General features: G+C 55.0%; 11 protein-coding genes. 1 reads left to right on the plus strand and 10 read right to left on the minus strand.

The window, feature by feature from the left end; all coding sequences use genetic code 11:
• Positions 1-109: 109 nt before the first annotated feature.
• Positions 110-2116, minus strand: a complete 2007-nt coding sequence (locus ACRCJM_RS07590) for a DEAD/DEAH box helicase (RefSeq protein WP_431464437.1) — start codon at positions 2114-2116, stop codon at positions 110-112.
• Positions 2044-2763, minus strand: a complete 720-nt coding sequence (locus ACRCJM_RS07595; protein WP_431464438.1) for a hypothetical protein — start codon at positions 2761-2763, stop codon at positions 2044-2046. The genes ACRCJM_RS07590 and ACRCJM_RS07595 overlap by 73 nt, the downstream gene beginning before the upstream one ends.
• Positions 2764-2854: 91 nt before the next feature.
• Between ACRCJM_RS07595 and ACRCJM_RS07600 the strand changes: the two genes are divergently transcribed.
• Complete coding sequence (locus ACRCJM_RS07600) at positions 2855-3490, plus strand: hypothetical protein (RefSeq protein WP_431464439.1); 636 nt, start codon at positions 2855-2857, stop codon at positions 3488-3490.
• On the opposite strand, the gene ACRCJM_RS07605 is transcribed toward ACRCJM_RS07600, so the two are convergent.
• The 8 genes from ACRCJM_RS07605 to ACRCJM_RS07640 all read right to left on the minus strand — a co-directional run bounded on the left by ACRCJM_RS07605 (position 3459) and on the right by ACRCJM_RS07640 (position 19534).
• The gene (locus ACRCJM_RS07605) at positions 3459-4955 is read right to left on the minus strand and encodes a hypothetical protein (RefSeq protein ID WP_431464440.1); all 1497 of its coding nucleotides are present in this window, start codon (positions 4953-4955) and stop codon (positions 3459-3461) included. The genes ACRCJM_RS07600 and ACRCJM_RS07605 overlap by 32 nt on opposite strands.
• Positions 4948-7062: a BREX system Lon protease-like protein BrxL gene (brxL, locus tag ACRCJM_RS07610; RefSeq protein ID WP_431464441.1), complete on the minus strand. Its 2115-nt coding sequence runs from the start codon at positions 7060-7062 to the stop codon at positions 4948-4950. Before brxL ends, ACRCJM_RS07605 begins: the two co-directional genes overlap by 8 nt.
• Before the next feature lie 26 nt (positions 7063-7088).
• The gene (gene pglZ, locus ACRCJM_RS07615) at positions 7089-9596 is read right to left on the minus strand and encodes a BREX-1 system phosphatase PglZ type A (RefSeq protein ID WP_431464442.1); all 2508 of its coding nucleotides are present in this window, start codon (positions 9594-9596) and stop codon (positions 7089-7091) included.
• A 2-nt stretch (positions 9597-9598) separates the two neighbouring features.
• Positions 9599-11104: an ATP-binding protein gene (locus ACRCJM_RS07620; RefSeq protein ID WP_431464443.1), complete on the minus strand. Its 1506-nt coding sequence runs from the start codon at positions 11102-11104 to the stop codon at positions 9599-9601.
• A gap of 14 nt (positions 11105-11118) precedes the next feature.
• Positions 11119-14664 (minus strand): BREX-1 system adenine-specific DNA-methyltransferase PglX, encoded by a 3546-nt coding sequence (gene pglX, locus ACRCJM_RS07625; protein ID WP_431464444.1) that lies wholly within the window; start codon positions 14662-14664, stop codon positions 11119-11121.
• Positions 14665-14764: 100 nt separating this feature from the next.
• Complete coding sequence (gene brxC, locus ACRCJM_RS07630) at positions 14765-18337, minus strand: BREX system P-loop protein BrxC (protein ID WP_431464445.1); 3573 nt, start codon at positions 18335-18337, stop codon at positions 14765-14767.
• A complete protein-coding gene (locus ACRCJM_RS07635; protein WP_431464446.1) occupies positions 18337-18924 on the minus strand; it encodes a BREX protein BrxB domain-containing protein in 588 nt (195 codons plus the stop codon). The genes brxC and ACRCJM_RS07635 overlap by 1 nt, the downstream gene beginning before the upstream one ends.
• A 1-nt stretch (position 18925) precedes the next feature.
• Positions 18926-19534, minus strand: coding sequence for a DUF1819 family protein (locus tag ACRCJM_RS07640; RefSeq protein ID WP_431464447.1), 609 nt, complete (start codon positions 19532-19534; stop codon positions 18926-18928).
• Between the last annotated feature and the right edge of the window lie 34 nt (positions 19535-19568).

Genomic DNA, 19568 nt, shown 5'->3' on the forward strand with positions numbered 1-19568 from the left:
AATCGTGAGGAGCCCCCGGGCGACGAACGAGAGCGGTTGTCAGCGCAAGGGGCGCCCTGGCCGCGTCCGCCCAGCGAGCGCGAACTCTGCGTGCTTTTCCTCCTGTTCCCTAACCCTCAGCCGTCCCCTCGCTATCGGCCACGGGTGCGGCGGCGTCCAGGCCGAGGCGGGCGCGTTCGTCCGCGATGATTTGGGCGGCCATCTTGGAGTCGGAGATGTCGACGGCTTCGGCGGCGCCGTCCTTGGTGGCGGAGATGCGGGCATATTCGTCGAAGAGCTGGGATTTAAGGCCGAGGAGTTCGATCATGCGTTCGTCGACGGTGTTGGCGCCGAGGAGGCGGTAGACGTCGACGGCGTGGGTTTGGCCCATGCGGTGGGCGCGGGCGATGGCTTGGGCTTCGATGGTGGGTTTGAACTGGGGTTCGGCGAGGATGACGATGGAGGCTGATTGGATGTTGAGCCCGGCACCGGCTGCGGTGATTTGGGCGAGTAGGACGGAGCCGGGGGCGGCGTCTTTGAGCCTGTCGACGGCGGCTTGGCGTTCGGCTGGGGGCATGGCGCCGGTGATGGTTCCGATGGTTTTGGTGCCGAGGGCGGTTTCGAGGCGGGTGAGGACGGAGAGGAAGAAGGAGAAGACGAGGACCTGGCGGCCGGCGTTGGTGGCTTCTTCGACGATTTCAAGCAGGCGGGTGAGTTTGGCGGAGTCGTCTGCGGCCCAGGCGGCGCGGCGCATGAGGGCGAAGTTGCCTTCGGCGACGGCGGCCCGGTAGGCGTCTGCGTCAGACGGGGTGAGTTCGAGCCAGTCGCGGTGCTCGGTCATGTCGGGTAGTTCGGAGAGTACGTCTTTTTGGTTGCGGCGCAGGTAGGCGGGGGCTATGCGGGCGCGGAATTCGCTGGCGAGTAGGTTTTCGGCTCTACCGCCGGCGACGAGGTCGGGTTGTAGGTAGTCGACGAGGGTGACGAATTCTGAGACGCGGTTTTCCATGGGAGTGCCGGAGAGTAGGACGGCGTAGTCGGCGGCGCGGACGAGGTCGGCGACTTTTTGGGAGCGTTGGGCGCTCTTGTTTTTCACCAGGTGGGCTTCGTCGGCGATGACGGCGTCGGCGCGCCAGGTGGCGTCGGAGTAGAGGCGGGCCCCGTCGTAGGTGGTGATGAGCAGGCCGCCGTCGGCTTTCCAGGTGGTGAGGGCGGCGTCGCGGGCGTCCCCGTGGGCTAGGTGGGTGGGGATTGCGGTGAATTTTTCGGTTTCGCGCTGCCAGTTGATGACCAGGGAGGCCGGGCAGACGACGATGAAGTGGGTTTTGCCGGTGTTGGTGAGGTGGGTGAGGGCGGCGAGGGTTTGCATAGTTTTGCCCAGGCCCATTTCGTCGCCGAGGATTACTTTTTTCTGGGCGAGCATGAATTTGGCGCCGTAGGTTTGGTAGCCGCGCAGGGTGGATGAGAGGCCGGTGAGGTTGAGGGGGTATTTGCGGATCCGCTCGAAGATTTCAGCCGGCAGGTAGGCGTCGCCGAGGGTTTCTTTGCCCAGGTAGTGGGCGAGCAGGGCCTGGTGGGTGGCTGGGTCGGCGAGGTAGCCGGCCCAGGCGGCGTCGGGGGTGAGCCAGGTGGCTGGGGGTACGGTGAGCGGAGCGAGGTCCCGGCAGCGGGCAAGGTCGGTGCGGAGCTGGTTGAGGTCGGTCAGGTCGTCGCCGACGGCCACAAAGAGGGGGCCGGACGCCGGGGTCGGCTGGGTGAGCAGGGGCGCGTAGGAGGCCAGGCGGTCGAGGAGGTCGGAGTCGCCGAGGGCGGCGTCGATGGTGCGCAGGCGGTCAAGGCCGATGAGGATTCGTTCGGCGGCGGGGGTGCGGGTTTCGCCCAGGTTCTCTTTTTCTTGGCCTGCTGCTTCGTCGAGTAGGCGGGTGGCGGCTGCGTAAATCTGGTTGGCGGTGGTTTCGCCGATACCGGGTATGCGGGTGAGGGCGGCGGCGCTGCCCTGGGCGAGGACGTCGGCGACGGTAGCTAGGCCGGCATCCGCAAGGGGTGCGGTGCGGACGGTACCGCTGGTCAGGTCGCGCAGTTTTTCGACGGGAACGTTCTTGAGGGTGAGGGTGGCCCGTTCTGCTTTGAGGGCCTGCATGTCACCCCGCTCATACCGGTGAGCAGCTGGGCACGTTCGGGGGTGTTGAGGGCTCCCCATACCGACAGGAAGGCGGCGTGGTCTGCGGTGCTGACTTCTTCCCAGTGCGGGGCGGCCCAGTTTTCCCCGGCATAGCGGGCAAGGGCCGGGGCGGCGGCGTCCTTAATACCTAAGGTGTTGGCGGCGAAGGCCGCATCGGGGGTAAGGGTGGTGAGCTGGTCTGCCTGGGCAAAGAGCGGGGTGAGGCGGGTAAGAGCACCGGAGGCGGACGCCAGCCGCTCAGCAAGGGCTGCACTGGCAGCTTCTGCGGCGCGGCGCTTTTGGCCGCCAAAGAGTCGGCCCAGCAGGCCGCCGCTCCCGGCCTGGATGTCTGCCAGAAGGGCGGGAAGGTTGTCGCCCGCTGCGGCAAGGGTGCGCAGGTCATCGTGCAGGGCGGGGTTTTGGTTGCGCCAGAACTGCTGGGTGAGCCAGGTGGAAAGGTTCTCGATAGAAGCGGGCGCCAACGGGGCGAAGCGGTAGAGGGAGCCGGCGTAGCCCTCGGGCAGGTTGAAGCGCAGGGCGGTGGGGGCGGATAAGGCCGCGAGGGTGGCTTGGCTGCGCTGGCTGGCGTGGAGCAGGGCTGTGCCCTGGGCTTCTTCGGTGCTCATGTGTTCCCCTGGTTGTCGGTGGAGCCTGTTGGCTTGTTTCTCATTATGGCCTAGCAGGTCGCCCCGGTGCGGTAGCCTGAGGGCAGTAGTTATGGCAAAGGCGAAGGAGGCCGGGGTGCTTGAGCTAACGGGGCTAGATTCGCTCGGTGAGGTGGTGGCACAGGCCCACCAGCAGGTGCGGGGTGAGCGGCCGCTGCTGGTGGCGATTGACGGACGCAGCGGGTCGGGTAAAACCACCCTGGCTGCTGAGCTGGCTACCTGGTTGAGCAAGCGAGGTATCGCGGCCGAGGTCTTTCATCTAGAAGACCTCTATCAGGGCTGGAGCGGGCTGGCCCAAGCTGCCCTGGTATGGCAGCAGCTTGCCGAGGCCGTGGCGGACGGACGCGCCAGCTCCCCCGAGACTACCCCGCACTGGTTTGGCTGGGATTGGGGTAGCTCTCAGGCAACCGGCCCGCACCCCTTTACCGCTGCCCAGCAGGCGGCGGGCGGCGTGCTCATCGCTGAGGGGGTAGGGGCCCTGACCGGTACCCACGATGTGGGTGTTTTCGTGGAGCTTGATACCGCGCGCCGCAGGCAGCGGGCCCTAGTCCGGGACGGAGAAACCTACCGCCCTTACTGGGACATGTGGGCAGCCCAGGAGGTAACTCTCTTACAGGACTATGTCGGGGCGTACGAGAACACTGAGGTGTTTAAATTTATCGGCGAGTCCTCCCCAAGCGCAGGATAGAGAAGATTCCTCGAAGGCGGCCTTTTCGTCGTGCTAGGAGCCAGTTTGCTAGGCCTACAATAGCTCCCAGCAAGATACCTGACAGCAGGAACCAGAAAACGAAGACATGCCAGGAAACAAAAATCTGCTGCTGAGCAACCTTATCCACGAAATCGAACCCATCGTTAAGGAGGGGCAGGGGAATCACGAGGGCACCGACGATAGCAAGAATCAACGCGATACGGTCTTGGCTTTCGAGGGCAGCTTCCTGCTGATCGCGAGTTGCGATGTTCATGATGGTTGCCGCGTGTTCTTTCATCACACCGTACCGCTTGTAAAACTCAATAGCCTCCTTGTATTCCCGAAGGACCTCCATTGTCTTACCTGTATTGGCCGATGCATCGTCCATCCAGTAGCGTACAGAATCAACTTCAATTTCTCGGTAGAGAGCCAAAACCTGATCTGAGGTTTTACCGAGATTATTTGAATGGGCAGCCCCTGCCATAGCCTCAACGAGGCGCAGCTCAGAACGGCGAAGCATCTGATCCTGTAATCTGCCCAGGAGGAGGGCATCGAGGTACTCAGCTTCGAAGCTCACAATAAAGTTGTTGAAGCGCTTATTCTGTTGCTCCTTGATCGCGATGAACGTGGCGTAGTACCGGGCGAAGTATCCGTAGCCTATCCTATTGAAGGTAATAAACCGGCTTTCTTGTTCCTGGTCAAAGCGGTCCATATCTTCGGCTGCATGCTCAGGAGATAGGTTGGTTGAATACTCAACAAGCAAAGGCAGAACAGGTTCGTACTCTTTGAATTCTTCTGGGTAGGCTTTGCTAAGCTCTTCAATTTCTTCAGGAGTTTTTTGGAGCAGAATAGCTGTGTAGGTATTCGCCTCAGTATCATCTCGTAAGGTTTGCGCTGTCGGAAACTTGATGTTAAGTTCCGGTGCCTCTTGCTCGATGACTTCGTGAAGATACCGCCCTCGAACGCCTCGGTGTGTGCCCCGTCCGTAAGCTGAGGCAAAACTACGTATCACATCCTTAACTTGTTTCTCAGTCTCAGCTGCCACATCGCATACAAGCGCTACCTGGGCAAGTGCTAGGTCATCCGTTACTCTGTCAGCCAGCAAAATCTCTAGCCGTCGGATGGAGAATTCTGTTACCTGAGGGAAGTTAGGCACTAGTTCCCCGTCTACTCGGCGGGTTTTCCTCTCAACGTAGGGCATCAGATCAATCTGCTGTACGCTGTGGAATCTGACGGGCATATCGGTAAGGCTTTGAGACCCCTCAAGGTCTCCATAGAGGAAGGACGACATGGTGGCGGGGAAGTAGTTTGCCCGCCACCTGCCATCTGAGTAGAGTTGGCTTCCATCTCGACGGGTTCCGCTGGGTATAGGGTAGGTTCCTGTTTCCCAGGCTGATCCTGAAGAGGAAATGAGTTCTGGGTGGACACGAACGTCGCAGATAAAAATTGCGGTTGCTTTAGGCATGAGGAACTGTATTTCCTTCAGCTTCAAACGTGTAGTTCAGAACTAGCCGTTTGGTTTTTCGAAACTGTTGGTAGTTGAATTCCAGGGAAAACGATCCCATTGCAGGTCTTTGGAACATATCTAGTCCGATACCTAAATCGATAATCCATCCATTGTTACATTTGATGGATCGATCATGAGCATCGGGGTCATAGGTATAGATGAAGGTGATGCCGTGGGGTTGAACCTGGTTTTTTATTTCTTCGAACATTTCTTCTTGTTCTTGAGTAAAAGCCCCGTATTCATCAGACCCAGAGCGCAGTGTAAAAACAATTTCACTTTCAGGGGCTTTTACAGAGTGAACAACGGCCAGGAGATCCAATAGGTTGCGCCCTTGGTGGTAACGGCGAATATAGGCGTCTTCTAGTTGAATGAGGGTGGCACCCCGCAGATAGTCAGCAAAAAGTGCCTGATAGGTGACTCCGGTCTGATTCTCACGGATTTCAAGACGCTTTTCTTGAGGGCCGCTCTTGCCTTCTGGAGGAGTAGATGCGGGGATCTCAGATGACAGTGCAGAGGCTACCTGGAGGTGATTAGCTGCTGCCTCATCAAGGCTAGGCAGCATTTGGTCTTCTTGGTTCTGTGCGCTTTCTCGCCAGTAAAGATCTGGGTATTCAACCTCTTCAAGGATCTGAACGGTGCGCTCTTCTCCGCTTGCTTTCTCACGGTAGGCAAAGCGAGGTTGGGTCATGGTGGAGTCGATCCGGCACAGCTGGTCTTTGACACGCTTTCGGCCTTCGATAGCGAAGGTGAAAAGTTCTTCAGCCTGTTCTGACGTAAAAATTTCGTGGGGATAGATGAGCTTAAGCAGACCTGAAAAGGTCTTGTTGACTCCGTCCCGGTCACGTTTGGAGAGACTATTATCGAGTTCAAAGTAGGTTGAGGCGTGCTGGGAGTAGTCGAGATTTCGCATGTACCGCAGGCCTTCTGCCAGGTAGTCCACCACGAAACCGAACCCCTGAGTGAACATTTCATTGCGCACGGTTTCAACTTCCCAGCCAGGAATGTAGGTGTGGAAACGATCGATAAAGGCGGGGTCGTGATAATTCGCTGGGAGTTCCGAGAAAAGGTCTGAGTGCTTGAGCATATGGGGAACGTTATGGGCGGTGTTCCCTACAAAAGCGAAAGAGGCCTCGGCACTTTGTACGTCGCTGCCCCGGGAGAAGCTCTTGTTGGCCATGTAGTTCTTCATAATGTCAACGAGTTCCCGCTGGGGGCGTCTGGTGCGCCCGGCAAACTCATCAAAGGCTACGACATCCCAGTAGCCCACGAGGCCGATGCGGCCGGTTGTGTTGTTGATGAAGAGCTTCGGCACGGTAACGTCTCCGCCGGATATAACGATGCCGTGAGGGGAGAACTCCGAGTAGACGTGGGTTTTGCCGGTTCCTTTGGGGCCAAGTTCTATCAGGTTGTAGTTACGCTCAACGAAGGGGATGAGCCGGGTGAGCTGGAAGAGTTTCTGGCGGGTTCCAAAGAATTCTGGGTTGAGGCCAATGGACTGCATTAGCACGTCAATCCATTCTTCGGTCGTGAACTCTGCACGGTGTTTGGTGAACTCTTCAAAGTCGAAACCTGAGTGCTGTACTGGTTTGAGACTATCGATGCTCCAGGGGCTGACGCCCTTTTCGGTAGTCCCGTTGTAGCTCACTCGGGGCAGGCACCAGACGCCGGTGGTCAGGAGTTTTGGGTTTGCGCGAACGGTAGCTGGGTCAATGATGACCTCTGATATTCCTAAATTGTTAAAGCTTGCCTCGTAGCGGTCGTCCTGGTCGTTAAAGGTTACGTGGATACGGTCGATGAGGAGTTTGGGGCCTTTTTCGCGGATAGTTGATTTGATGAGTTCTGCCTGGTTTCGCTGAACAAAGTTGTTCTGCATGATGAGCTTGACTCGCTCAATACCCTCAGCAATTTGAGTTTCATCGTGGGAGGTAGCGTATTGGCCCAGTAGATATTCAAGGACGTAGGTGGGTACTGGTGCATTGCTTTTGATGTGGGCTGAAAGGTCTTTGCGGACCACATTGCCGGTGAATTCAGTAATAATTTTTTCATCTAGCGGTGTGTATGCCATGGTTGGTGTTCTTTCCTTGCTGTGGCCTAGTTGAAGAAGTCGTCGATTACGGTGTTGCCCCGTCTGATCTCGATACTTGTTTTGTCGTAGTGCTGCCAGGTATCGGTGGTGGCGCTGTAGCTCTCTAGCTTGATGTCTGCGGGCCCTTCAGGGAGGCCGTCAGCTGCGCGGGTCAGTTCCAGAATAAGCTTTATTTGCCTTTCACTGGCCATCTCAGCGGTGAGGTTAAAGGTTGCTTCAGGCTGATCTGAGATCAGCTTGCCTGCGTGATAAATTCCCGCTCTGAGTTTAAGGGGTTTCAGCTCTCCTACAGGTTCTTGTTGGAGGAGTTTGATGGCCAGAAGGTTTGTGGTCATTCGTTGGGGCACCTCTGCGAAGCCCACCCTAACGGTTTGGGCGGTGTTCTGCTTCTTAGTGACGCGAACATTAATCACAGGTACCGTCAGTTCTTGGAGGGAGGCCCCGCCATGAACGTATTTGAACCCAGAGCCCTGCCTTTTCAGCCTTTGAATGGATCGGGGGATAAGGACCTCTGCATCACCGGTAAGGCCTAGCTCTTCTGAGGTGAAGTGGTGGAAGGCGTCGCTACGGCTCAGACCTGTGCCCAGCACAAAACGACGGTCTACAAAGGCCAGTGAGTCGCCGTGGGCTCTTTCGCTGAGGTAACTTACCTGGTTGTCTTCTTCATCTTGATAGATAAAGCCGTGATCGGCAGTGATGAGGATTCGGGTGACGGACCGGTGAAGTTTTTTGATGAGTGCCTTAATCTCCTTCATTGCTTGTTCTGTTGCGGTGAAGGTTTGGTTCTCGGTTGCTCGTTTATCTCCAATGTTGTCGATTGTGTTGTGGTAAATGTAGATAAATTTATGGTCTTTGAATTTTTCCTGGATTTCACTTTGGCTCAGGGAGATGATGTCCTGATACTGCACAGCAAGACCCTCATGGCGCCGCAGGATTTTGTCACGGTTTTCTGTGCCGCGGGTCAAGACGCTGCCTGCCGAAACGGTGGAGCTTGAAGGATTGATTGTAAGCGGGGCAGGTGGCAGCAGGGAGGCCATTCCTAGCTGGGTGTAGCTCGGTAGAACGCCGAGCATGGCGCTGATTGTTGTGTCGTATTTTTTGTTGTGGGCTAGTTTTCGTTCTAATTCTTGGGCTACTTCGAATCGAAGGCCGTCTGAGATGATGACGCAAGTACGAGCTTTTTCAATTTCGCGCTGGACGTGCTCGGTAAAGAAATTCTCTTGCAGGTTACTGGTGCGGAAGGTCTTCCGCCACCGGGGGGTTGCTTCAATGAGTTCAGACCACCGGTTCCCCAGCGGCATGAGGTAGTTGCTGGTGTAGGCCTGATTAATCTGTCGGGTCAGGGGATTGAATATTGAGTTCGCGTGGTCCTGGTTGCTCTGTTTCTGGGCCAGGTGGTAGGTACGGTAGAGCTGGTCGATGGTGTACCAGGTAGTGACGTATGTTTTAAAGGTTTCGTTGAGGTTGCTGTTCCCCAACTCGAAGCGCTTGACAGCTTCAAGGAACTGCGCACCGGTTAGGAGGGCCCGGTAGGAGTTTTCGTATTTTGTGTACCAGAGCACTGAGTTTTGCTCGCGCTGAATCACCATATCGCTCATCTCTTGTGCTGAGTAAAGGGAGTTGGGAACAGCTTGAGCTAAGTGTAGGAGGATTAACTGTTCAGTTTCCTCGAAGAGGGTGCTGACTAGTAGGTCGTTCAGAGTATCATCCTGATGAGCTTGGCGATAGTTGGTGTTCTCTGCAACGATACGGGCGACGGTGAGAGCATTCTGGCGGGTGTGGTAGCTGTCGCGGAAGGCCTTGTAGTCTGTTCGGATATTGCGGTATTCAGGGGCGGTGCTGTTGAGCACTTCATCGCGGTAGGCCCAGATGAGGAAGGCACCGAAGTTTTCGGTTGATTCTTCTGGGTAAGCGTAGATTGTCCGTACTCCCTGCCAGAAGAATTCTTTGAGGTCATAGAGGTCGAGCACGGCTTCAGGCTCCGGGTTACCATGAGCGTAGCTCACCAGGAGGGCGGAGAGGACTGCCTGCATGGAGTGCTGATCCTCGGGCAGGTCCAGAATACAGGCTGTCATTTTTGCTTTAAAGGTTGCCTCGTCTTCTTGACCGGTGAGGCGGGCCTTGAGCTTGCCCAGCAAAGCGCTGTCGTTGAAGAAAGCGGGGTGGTGGGCAGCGAGGCTAGCGGCAATCGGAGATTTGATATCGGCTGCGTTGAGGGCTAGGGAGGCACGGTCTGCGGTAAAGGTGCCGTAGGCTAGCTCAAGGTCGAGAAGCCAATTGTCGGTATCTTGGGTGGCTGGCCCGGGGCGGTAAATCAGAAATTTCTGACCTTCGGGGGCAGTGAAAATTGTGTGTTTGATACCGAATTCATTGTTATCAACGTGTAGTTTTTGGGTGTTTTCCGGCAGTTCTAGCTGGTTGAAGTCTTCGAGGAATTCCTGCTCAGGGTCGTGCCAGATTACAATGCTCTGCTGGTCGAGTTTACGGCTAATGGCCTGAGTAATTTCTGACATTTTTATTTTCCTGTTTTTAGTAGTTGCCGGCCGCTAAAACTAAGCCTATATTGTTGGTTCTTACTCTGGGGTTTGTCGGGGAGGGTTCGCTCAATCAAGTGGGCATTCAGCAGGGGGGTAAGGTAGCTGCTGCTCAGGTGGCTGGTTGATTTGATACCAAGCCTCATCTGAATTTCCTGTCTTGTCTTGCTACCCCCCGCCAGGTATCTCAGGAGCGTGAGGTGGTTGGCCGAAAGTCGGAGCCCCTCATATGCGGTATCCAACTCATCATATGCGGTTTCGGGCTCATCATATGCGGTTTCGGGCTCATCATATGCGGTACCCGGTTCATCATATGCGATTGAGGTGCTGGGCGTTGAGGAGTGGTCTTCGATGTATACGATGACCCTCACCCTGTCCACAATCTCTTCGATACGGGGTTCGGGTAAACCGGCCTCTGCGATATCTGCGAAAGCTCGCTTTAAACCTGTGCCCCACTGTTCCATGAGGTTGGCTTCTCTGAAAATTTTGGCCAGGGAGGGGTTGCGGAGCTTAGAGACGTAGCGCATGGTCTCTATAGTCATGCCCGGCAGGAGGGTGCCGGGGTTCTCAATTTCGATCCGGTCGTCGTAGAAGGCGAGGCGGATCGGGGTGCCTCTTTCGCCGTAGTTGGCGTGGGCTAGGGCATTGACGACGAGTTCCCGGAGGGCTGTGACCGGCACGGAGTAGACGTCCTGGCGTTTCACTCCCCCGAAGATAGCCCTGCGGTAGGCGTGTTTGAGGATGAAGTCCATGATAGGTTCCACAGCAGCCGGGATGTTGGTGTGCACATCGGTGTGGTCGCTGATATGGAGCCGGTCGGTGCCGCGAAAGCGGGCTAGTTGCACGTAGGCGGTGGGGAGGTAGGAGTCTGGGTGGGGGTGGGCTGCCAGGATTCCGGCATTAGTGGGGACCAGGGTGCCGAGGTAGGCCACGGCCAATCCCAGGTGGGTGAGGTGCTCCCGGCTCGTTGGCGTGTTCCGAAGCTGGGAGAGAGTCTCTAGGTCTAGCTCGTCGATGGAGGCAGCAGGGCAGGGTTCGTCTTCGAAGAAGCTACCCCGGGCTAGCCGCTCTAGTTCTGCGACCATGGCGGTGTCTGCCTGGCGGGTTGAGCTTCCTAAGCGGACGTAAACGCCGCGGTCGAGGCCTTCTGCACGAATGTAGTGGGGCTTTCGGGTGGCAGGTACGTCGACGATGAGCACGGTTTTCCCGGCTACGGTAGCTGCCATGATGTTGGGCAAGAGTTGCGGGGTGATGGTGTCGTTGATGAGGGAGGTGAGCCGTTCTTCTTCAGCGAGGGGGTCTTCCAGGCCGTTGACGGTGCGGTCGTCGTTGATTCCTACGATGAGCTGGCCACCGGCAGAGTTGGCGAAGGCTACGAGGGTGCGCAGGGGCCCGGCGGGGTGGGTGAGGTCCCGCTTGTATTCCAGCGTTTTGCCCTCGGGGCGTGTGAGTTTGCCGGTGCTGTCGGTGGTCAGCTCATCGAACACGGGTGGTTGCCTTTCTAGAGGGAGTGGAGGGCTCCTCCAAAGAGGGGGTAGTTGTGGGCGACGCCGTTATCCAGGTCGATGTGGATGTTCTCAACGGCTAGGGGGTAGAGCACGCTGTCTTGGTAGTCGGTGAGCTCTTTGAGGGTCTTGGCGAGCGCGTCGTCCTCTTTCTGGGCCCTGGTTGCTTCGCGGCCTTGGCCGTGGGCGATCGTGTATTGGAGGTGTTCCCGGTTGGCGGTGAGTTTGTCCATGTAGGGACGCAGGTAGTCGTTAAGTACGGTGCTGACGGTTGCCGGAGTGTAGCGGTGCATGTAGACCAGGGCTTTAAAGCTACCCTTGCCATTACCGGTGGATGAGAACATCCAGTAGATGGGCCGCTTGGAGTAGCGTTTGAGGTGGTCCTCGTAGAAGTCGTCGGTGAAGTATTTGCGCACGCTCTTGCTGAGGGCTGCTTCGATGTAGGTGAGGTTGGTGTCGAGGTTTTCTTCACCGAAGGCTTTTTTGAGGAAGGCCCGGAATTTGGCGACGATGTCGTCCTCGAAGCGGTCGTCGGCTAGGACGGGGATGACGTTATCTTCGTCGGGGATGAAGGTAGGTGCGTCGGTGCCGGCCTTGGCCAGGTAGTCGGCTAGGGTTTCGCCCTGGTTGGCGATGATGAGGCCGGGGGCGTCGAGGGAGTAGCGGCCGAAGAGGACGCCGACGAAATAGGAGATGAGGTCCTTGACGGAGTCCTGGCTGTACTTAGCCAGGAGCTCATCGTGTGCAAGGCCCGTGCCGTAGCGAGCGTAGGGGTTTTTGAGCAGGGTGACGCGGTCAGCCGGTGTCTCTAGCTCGACACCGTGGGTGATTCCGTAGGCCCCGGCGACCTTGACGTTAACCTCGTGTTCCAGGTCTTGCACGGTGGCAACGGTTGCCAGGGCCTGTTCAAAGTCCTGGGTGATGAGGTCGGCAAGGGTGCCAGTGCCAGTGCTGGCAGCCAGCCGGCAGAGAGAATTGACGGTGAAGTTCCAGGAGTTCTCGGAGGAATCCCAGTCACGGCGGTGTATATCGATAAGATGGTTCACACTAATATCTAGGCCCAAGTCCTGAATAAATGGAACTTTGCCAATGTCTCCTACAGTCAAATTAAGCGTGGGAGAAACCGAAGCTAACACATGAACCATCAAAGAAGAATTCAATACACCGAGAACGTCACTAATATTCAGGTCAGAATAAAGAGACTGGGCAGAGTCCTCTACCACGAACCCTTCTGGAAGCTTCCTGAAAGATGCCATGCCACTAGTGAGTTTTGTCCAGGTAACTGATGGATAAAAATAGAACTGACTATTTCTTACTGTCGATTTGCTATATCTAAGTATTTCTGCACCATCATTCTCCCAATTAATCAAGTAGTCCTGATTGCCATACCATTTTCGATAGGAACCACCCTTATTCAGGGGGTACCATTTATTTTTTGTAGGCAAACCAGGACTATGCATAAGATCAGCCAGCTTTATACTTACCTCATGCCATAGTCGAAGAAATATATCATTTTTTCCTGTACTTAAGCCTTTTTTAGCATTCGCAATTACACTCAGTTTGCTGCCCTTGCTGAAAGCAGCCAGCATCTCATCAGTCAGCCAGTAGACCAGGGCCTGGTCTGGGACCTTCAGCAAGTCTGCTTGCTTGACCTCAAACTGCTTCTCAGCCTCGGCAAAGAACCTCTGGCGAATTACCTCAACCGAGCGCACCTCAACATGCTGGTCATAGAGCTTCCGATAAATGCCACGTGCAGTCGCAGAAGGTTCACTATTCTGAATAATAAAGGCAACAGAACCAAAATCAGACCCGAAGATACCACGCCCCAGATGGGCAAGAATCGTTACCTGTAGGTCCTTCAGCAAGTGGGCACGGTAATTTTTGAAAGATGACAAGAACATCCACGAAGGTAAATCAATCATGCCCCAATAGGCAGATTTTTTGCCAAGAGTTTCTGCCCGTTCCATAAAAGCAGTCATCAAATCAGCCGCCGTATCAGGATAGTTTTCCTTCAACCAAGCTGTCATCTTAGGCGACATGTTCTTGGAACCCATATAGGGCGGATTAGCCACCACAGCTACGTAAGTCACCGAAAGCAATTCAGCCTGGCGCAGTACCAGGCGGGCTTTCTCCCGAAGCTCAGCCAGCTCATCCAGCAAGAGCCCGGGCTCAGCGTCCGCCTCCCCCACAAACGCCTCAACATGCTCACGCACTACCTGCAGAACAGCAGCATCCGGGCGAATCAAAGAGCCAAACACATCAGCGTTCTCAAACTGGTTCCAGAACCCAGCAAAAACATCAGCATCCACCTGGACCAGCTCACCATTCACCGCATGGTCAGCAGCAAAATCAAAGCCCTCCCCCAGGCGCCTCAGCTCCTCGCCAGTAAAAGACACCTTCTGCAACACGCAAATCTGCGGGGCCACCACACGGTCCGGGCGCAAGAAACGGCGGTAACGTTCACGGGCCTTCATCGTCAAAGCAAAAGCAGCCAGAGCACCCGCCCGCTCATCCAACTCCAAACCCACCAGGTTCTTAGCCAAAATCAAACCAGGAATCTCAGCCTCTGCATACCCAGCCTCACAATACATCTCATAGAGCAGATCAAAAGCATAGGTCAGTATATGGCCAGATCCCACCGCCGGGTCCAGAACCGTCAGCTCCTCCGGCGAACTAATACGCACAAAGTCCTGGACAGACTCCAAGCCGCCCACCGGCTCCACAAAATACTCCATTTGCTCCCGCAGGGCAGAACCCGGGTTATTCAGCAGCCAAGTACGCCCCACCGTATTCTGCACCAGGTAACGCACAATCCAGTTCGGCGTAAACAGCTGGGTCGCCGCAGGAATCTCAGCAGCTCCCGCTTTCTTCCCCTTCTTAAAGCCGCCGAAGACCTCGTCCTTACGCTCAGCAATATAGAACTGGTACAGCCAACCAATCACCTCGACGTCCTGGCACATCTCAACCGTCATGGTCTGGGCAATCTTACGCACCACAGAATGAGCAGCAAGCAGGTTAGCCGGAAGAAGCAAATTACTCACATCATCAGCCTCCGGGAACATCGCCGGAACCCAGGTCTGAAAATGCTGAGCGTACTCATCCACCAGCAGGGCAAAAACATCAGAATAAGGATCCTGAGAACGGGCTACCCCGTTCACAATATCCCGGATCTTTCCAGCCACTCCCAGAGACTTCACAATGCTCTCATCAATCATGCCGGCAAAGGCATCCGAAACCACCTGGGGAGGAGCCTGCATAGGATTAACTCCCTCTTCCGGCGACACTACCCCCACCGGGGAATAGCCCCTAGCGTCCATAAACCGCATCGCCACCAGACGGTTAAACCACAGGTAGGTCACCCGCTCAATTACAGCCTCACGCGACGACTCAGCAATCGTCTGCTCTAGCTTCCCTACCAGAGTAGGAAAATCCAGGCGTTCATCCGACCCCTGCATGAGCACAGTATCAAGTCGGGCAGCCACCCCCTGAGCTAGCTCCCGACGGGTCTCAGCCGCAAAATTCTTCAACGCTGAAGTATCCATACATACACCTTTACTCTGAATCAAAACTTACTTCTCATTAAAACAAACGCGGGCGCTGAACACGCGGTAAGTGTCAGCGCCCGCCGCTTCATGGGTAGGGCTAGAAGAGCATAATGTAGCAGCCCTCACCCACAGCCCGTTCAAGATCCTGCCTCAAGAGGCTCACATAGGAATCGATATCAGCCTGAGAACGCAAAACCTGGGGGGCGCCCTTAGGCTTCATCAGCTGACCAATCTGAACCGGAGCCGATACCTGTTGGGCAGCCTGCCCAGGAAGGTTCTGGGATGGTTTACTGGGTTCAGCTTCCCCCTGAGCCGGCTGATTCTCTCCAGGGTCAGCAGTAGGAGTCTCCGCTAAAGCAACCAGCAACTCCTGGGCCAGAGCAGGAATCCTAGTCTGCTCAAACGCTTGGGCCTCCGACTGAATCAGGGGGATAAAGGCTTCTTCCACAATACGCTGTTGAGCTCCTTGGAACTCCTGATCAATCCGCCCCCGCAGAGCGTCGGTAGCCTGCGCCCATTCCGGCAGGTTTTCAAGTTCCTGCCGCCCACGACCCAAATTTTCTAAAGCCTGACTCCTCGCACTCTGCTTGGCCAGGTCAAGCTTCTCAATCAGGTCTCCCGTCAGCTGGCGGATCTTCTGAATAACACGACTATCAAAGCACTTTTCCATTGCCAGGGCAGACCTCAGCTGGTCAACAGCCGAAGCAGGAACAGACGCAAGATTCACCTTCTCACGATCTAAAAGCTGGGTAGCCCGGTCATAGTCCTTCCGCTGCTGCCCCTTCATAAAGCCCCTCACAGGAGCCAGCACGCTTTCGACCTCGTCCAAAAGGCTTTCCAAGCCTTCCCCCTGGCTGAAAAGAGCCACAGGGGTAGAAGCATACTGCTTGAAGTCGTCCAGGGTCTCCCGCAGTGGTTGAAGCAGCGGCGTAAAAGGGTAGGGCTCTTTCTCCAGCTGAACTACCTCAGCCAATACAGCCTGAATTCGCGTCAGGGCATAGGCAGCAAGCTCTTCAGCGCTATCAAAGACAGGAAGATTCTCGTGCGGCTCAAGATCATGCAAAAACTCCCGCATATCCCGAATCTGTTTCTCTGGAATCTGGCGGGTCACCTTCAACCACAACGCATCAAACCCTGTAGCCTTCGTCAGGGCTTCAGCAACCTGGGTTCGCTTTAGGGGGCGGCTATCCTTACTCACCGTGACCTTGCCACCGGAAACCAGAAGGGCAAGAACTGCGCGAGATGAGAGGGAGTCCCAACCGTAGGGGCTACCCTCAAAATAACCAGTCAACCAAGCAACATTGAGGCTCTCATTCTGTTTACGGGTTATCGCCCCCAGCATTGTCTCCGCAGCCACAGCCATAGAACTCTGGGTCTCAATACCCTCAAGCGTCTCTTCAGAACTCAGGATGGACCGAATCGTTGCCTCAGTCGCTCGAGCATTCCCCAACTGAGACAGCTCAGAATACACCCGGCCCACAAGACGAGAGAAAGCAATCTCTACCCGGCCCTTAGCCGTCGGAGCAGAAATATCCATCAGCTCAGAACCATTATCGAACAGAGCAGATTCAAGAATAGCTTTCTCGATTCGGCCCTTCAGCTCCCGCCCTCGAATCTGGTTAATCTGAACCTTCATGTTCAAGGCCCTGGTTGCATCTTCACTAGCAGAGCTACCCTGGGTGCGTTTCACATATTTATTGGTCTGAACATACAGACGAATATCATGTGCCAGCCGCTCATCAGGCCTCAGCATCACCACAAGCTCTTTTTTGCCTATGCTGTGCCCGCGCAGAGCATCAAGATTCTCATGGAACTCATAGAGGGGAGTCAAAAAGTTAATGCTAAGATCCTGTGCCCGGCCCGCAGACGTATTATCAATCTTGAGAGTGTAGGCAAAATCCCGGCCCGTGGCAGCATCACGAATTTTAGTGCCAGCCAGAATAGATGCAATGTTCTGCTGATACTCCTTCAGTTCCTCCCCCGGGTCCAGCTCAACATTCTTAATCTTCTGTTCGATGTCCTTCTCAGCGTCTGTCAGATACTCAAAGAGCTCTCCCTTACGCTGGATAAAACTGCGCTGCTCCAAATCCTGCAAAGCATGTTTTACCCTTGCCTGCACAACCGAAAGGTCAGTATTGAAACCCTCGTACATAAGGACCACCAGGTTATGTTCAGAAGCTTTGAACTCATCAACGTACTTAACCAAGAAAAGAGCCTTGAGCAACTGGGCGGCAAAAGCATCAAGCTCAACCTCAGCGGCAGCAATCTGACGCACAATCGAGGATCGAAGGGAATTCTTAATCCCTTCAAACATACGGTCAAAACTAACCGTCGAACCGACTTCCTGTTCAGCGATCTGCCGGGCAACGTCCTGAACGACCCCCAGCATTGACCGCTCGCCCACCGACGAATACCGGCCTTCAAAAGCGTTCTGCTGGGAAAGACCCTCAATAGCGTTCTGAAATAGACGGAACTGATAACCCACAAAAGGGTAGATATCTACAAAATGACTTTCATCTTTGTAATGACCAAAGACCCGTGAACCATCATGGAAATCGAACAGAGTCTTCAGGTTCTGATGCTGCTGGGCATAAAGGGCCCTCACCTCAGCCGCACCCTCATCGTTCTTACGCAGCAGACGCTTACTGATGACCTCTTCAACATCCTGGCTAGAAAGCTTCAAACGGGCCTTAAAACGGGCCTGAATCTTAGAGAAATCGTTCGTTTGCTGCTTCGTCTGGTCACCCAGAACCGCGTCCATGCTCTCCTGCGACGTTACAAAGACCCAAGAACGCCCCTCACAGACTGTCATCAGGGTCTCAGCAACCGTCTGGAGCTTCAGCATCAGCTTCACATTATTGGCAATAAACTGCCCCACTTCATCAGCAAAGAAGTTGATCCGGTACCGGGAATCCTCACGGCGGTCTAGCCAGTCCTTGACGTTCTGGGCAAAGTCTTCAACGGTAACGCTGTAGTTATCGCTGTACTGGGTCAGAATCTGAACAGGATCAGTTTCTGATGCTCCCTTTAACCGGGCGTAAGCAACAGCCGCGTTGTGTTCCTCCAAGAAACTATGGCTACGTCCCTCCTCCCAAGGCAAATCAGCAACCTCAGCGTAAATAGCCTTGAACCGCTCAAGCTCCCCCCGCGCGTCCAGGTCCCTCTCAAACTGGGCTACATGGGGCATCCGACCAAAGTAACCACAGGCCTCGTCAAAAACCCTCACAAAAACAGCTAGCAGGGCATCATCGCCCTTCTCTACCGAGTTGCTGGCCTTCTGATCAATATTGAAGAGAATACTCGTTGCCGGAATCCCAGCCGAGCGGCTGATAGCCCCCTCCAAGGTCAATTCATCAGCTTCACGAGCTTTCTGACAAAAAGCATCAACAGCCACAGCTCGATCAAATTCATGCTGTGGAACAGTGCCCAGTAGGTGCGCTAGCATCTTCAACAGGTGGGACTTACCAGACCCAAAGAAACCGGAAATCCACACGCCGTTGCTACCGTCTTTGTTGTTATAGCTATCCAGTAGATTCTCAACAGCATGTGCGGCTTCCGCCGTTAAAACGTACTCTTCAACTTCAGTACCCAGCTGCTTCGTGTCATCAGCCTTGATCACACCCTCAATAGAACGCTGAATGTCCTTCGCAAAAAGATTATTAATCTGCATTACAAACCTGCCCTTACCATTTCCTCGATATTCTTAGCCCGGTAGTAGCTATCGCTAGCGGCTATATTCAACACCTTCAGCTCGTACCCACGAGCCTCATTCTTGGTGTACTGACCTGGGAACCACAGCACCAAGGGTACCGGTGGCATATGAATCTGTAGGGCCTCCAGAAGAGCATGAGTACGGATAAAGGGGAACACAGCCCCGATACCGTGCACAACCACAAGCCTATGGTCAATCGACCGCGCAGCTATCCGCGGAGCAATCATCGTCTCTACATCGAGCATGCTCTGCAAGCCAGCAGCAAACTTTGACTTAGTCTTCTGCCGAGGTTCTGCTTTAAGCACAGGATTCAGCAAACCTCTTTCTTCCAAGAGCTCAAGACATAGGTCAAAGAGATTAATCGTCACGACATCAATACCGTCTTGCCGCAGGTGCCCGCTCACGAGACGCAAGGACTTTTCCGCGTTCAGCGCATCTGTGGGGTCAAAGGGATAAATGAAGAAAGGAACCTCATTGCTCAGCCCCCTCATCGTAAGAAAACTTTCGCTCCCCAAAAGAGTTATCAGCTCCTGATCAGTTGCCATGCTATGCACCGCCTTCAAAAGTAGGTAAAAAACGGGCCGTAGACCCTGGCTCTGCCCCGTCAAACAGCCTGAGCAGTTCAGCAGACGGAAAAACCATCGAGATCAGTCCAGCATCATTGACCAAATCAGCTCCCCCCAGCATCTTAAAAATGACCGACCGCAATTTCTTCTGGGTTAGCTCCGTCAGCTCTTCTAGTTCCTCATGCCAAAACATTTTCTGGGCTACGAACCGGTCGTAGTCTTCGTAAGTCAGTGCATAGTCGTGAAGCAGGAACTTCTGTCGAAGCACATCCTCAGCAAACTCCCCGATAAAGGTATAGCGGCGGCAGATTGCAACCCAGATAGCGAGCTTTTGATCAGCCGCTGAGGCATCTGCAAGGAACCCTATCTCATCATCAGTCAGCATTCTCAGTCGGCCAACAACCTCAGCCGTGTACCTTTTGAGACTCGACTCAGCCGCTGCCTGAATCGAATTATTCTCTAACACGTACTGCCGAGTGGCTTCCCAATCGCGAAAATCGCAATAGACCCTGGCCACTGTCAAGGACTCATTAAGCATCAAGGCGCCGGCACTAAAAGAAAGCAAATACCGGCCCGTGTTTTCCCCCATCAACCCTCAATCTTTCTTGCAGTAAAAAGTCTCT

Origin of the sequence: Rothia sp. L_38 (assembly GCF_050689125.1) — a bacterium.
GTDB lineage: Bacteria > Actinomycetota > Actinomycetes > Actinomycetales > Micrococcaceae > Rothia.

Coding starts and splice junctions, on each gene's coding strand:
- ACRCJM_RS07590 (WP_431464437.1), bottom strand. CDS start 2,116: ATGCAGGCCCTCAAAGCAGAACGGGCCACCCTCACCCTCAAGAACGTT.
- ACRCJM_RS07595 (WP_431464438.1), bottom strand. CDS start 2,763: ATGAGCACCGAAGAAGCCCAGGGCACAGCCCTGCTCCACGCCAGCCAG.
- ACRCJM_RS07600 (WP_431464439.1), top strand. CDS start 2,855: ATGGCAAAGGCGAAGGAGGCCGGGGTGCTTGAGCTAACGGGGCTAGAT.
- ACRCJM_RS07605 (WP_431464440.1), bottom strand. CDS start 4,955: ATGCCTAAAGCAACCGCAATTTTTATCTGCGACGTTCGTGTCCACCCA.
- brxL (WP_431464441.1), bottom strand. CDS start 7,062: ATGGCATACACACCGCTAGATGAAAAAATTATTACTGAATTCACCGGC.
- pglZ (WP_431464442.1), bottom strand. CDS start 9,596: ATGTCAGAAATTACTCAGGCCATTAGCCGTAAACTCGACCAGCAGAGC.
- pglX (WP_431464444.1), bottom strand. CDS start 14,664: ATGGATACTTCAGCGTTGAAGAATTTTGCGGCTGAGACCCGTCGGGAG.
- brxC (WP_431464445.1), bottom strand. CDS start 18,337: ATGCAGATTAATAATCTTTTTGCGAAGGACATTCAGCGTTCTATTGAG.
- ACRCJM_RS07635 (WP_431464446.1), bottom strand. CDS start 18,924: ATGGCAACTGATCAGGAGCTGATAACTCTTTTGGGGAGCGAAAGTTTT.
- ACRCJM_RS07640 (WP_431464447.1), bottom strand. CDS start 19,534: ATGGGGGAAAACACGGGCCGGTATTTGCTTTCTTTTAGTGCCGGCGCC.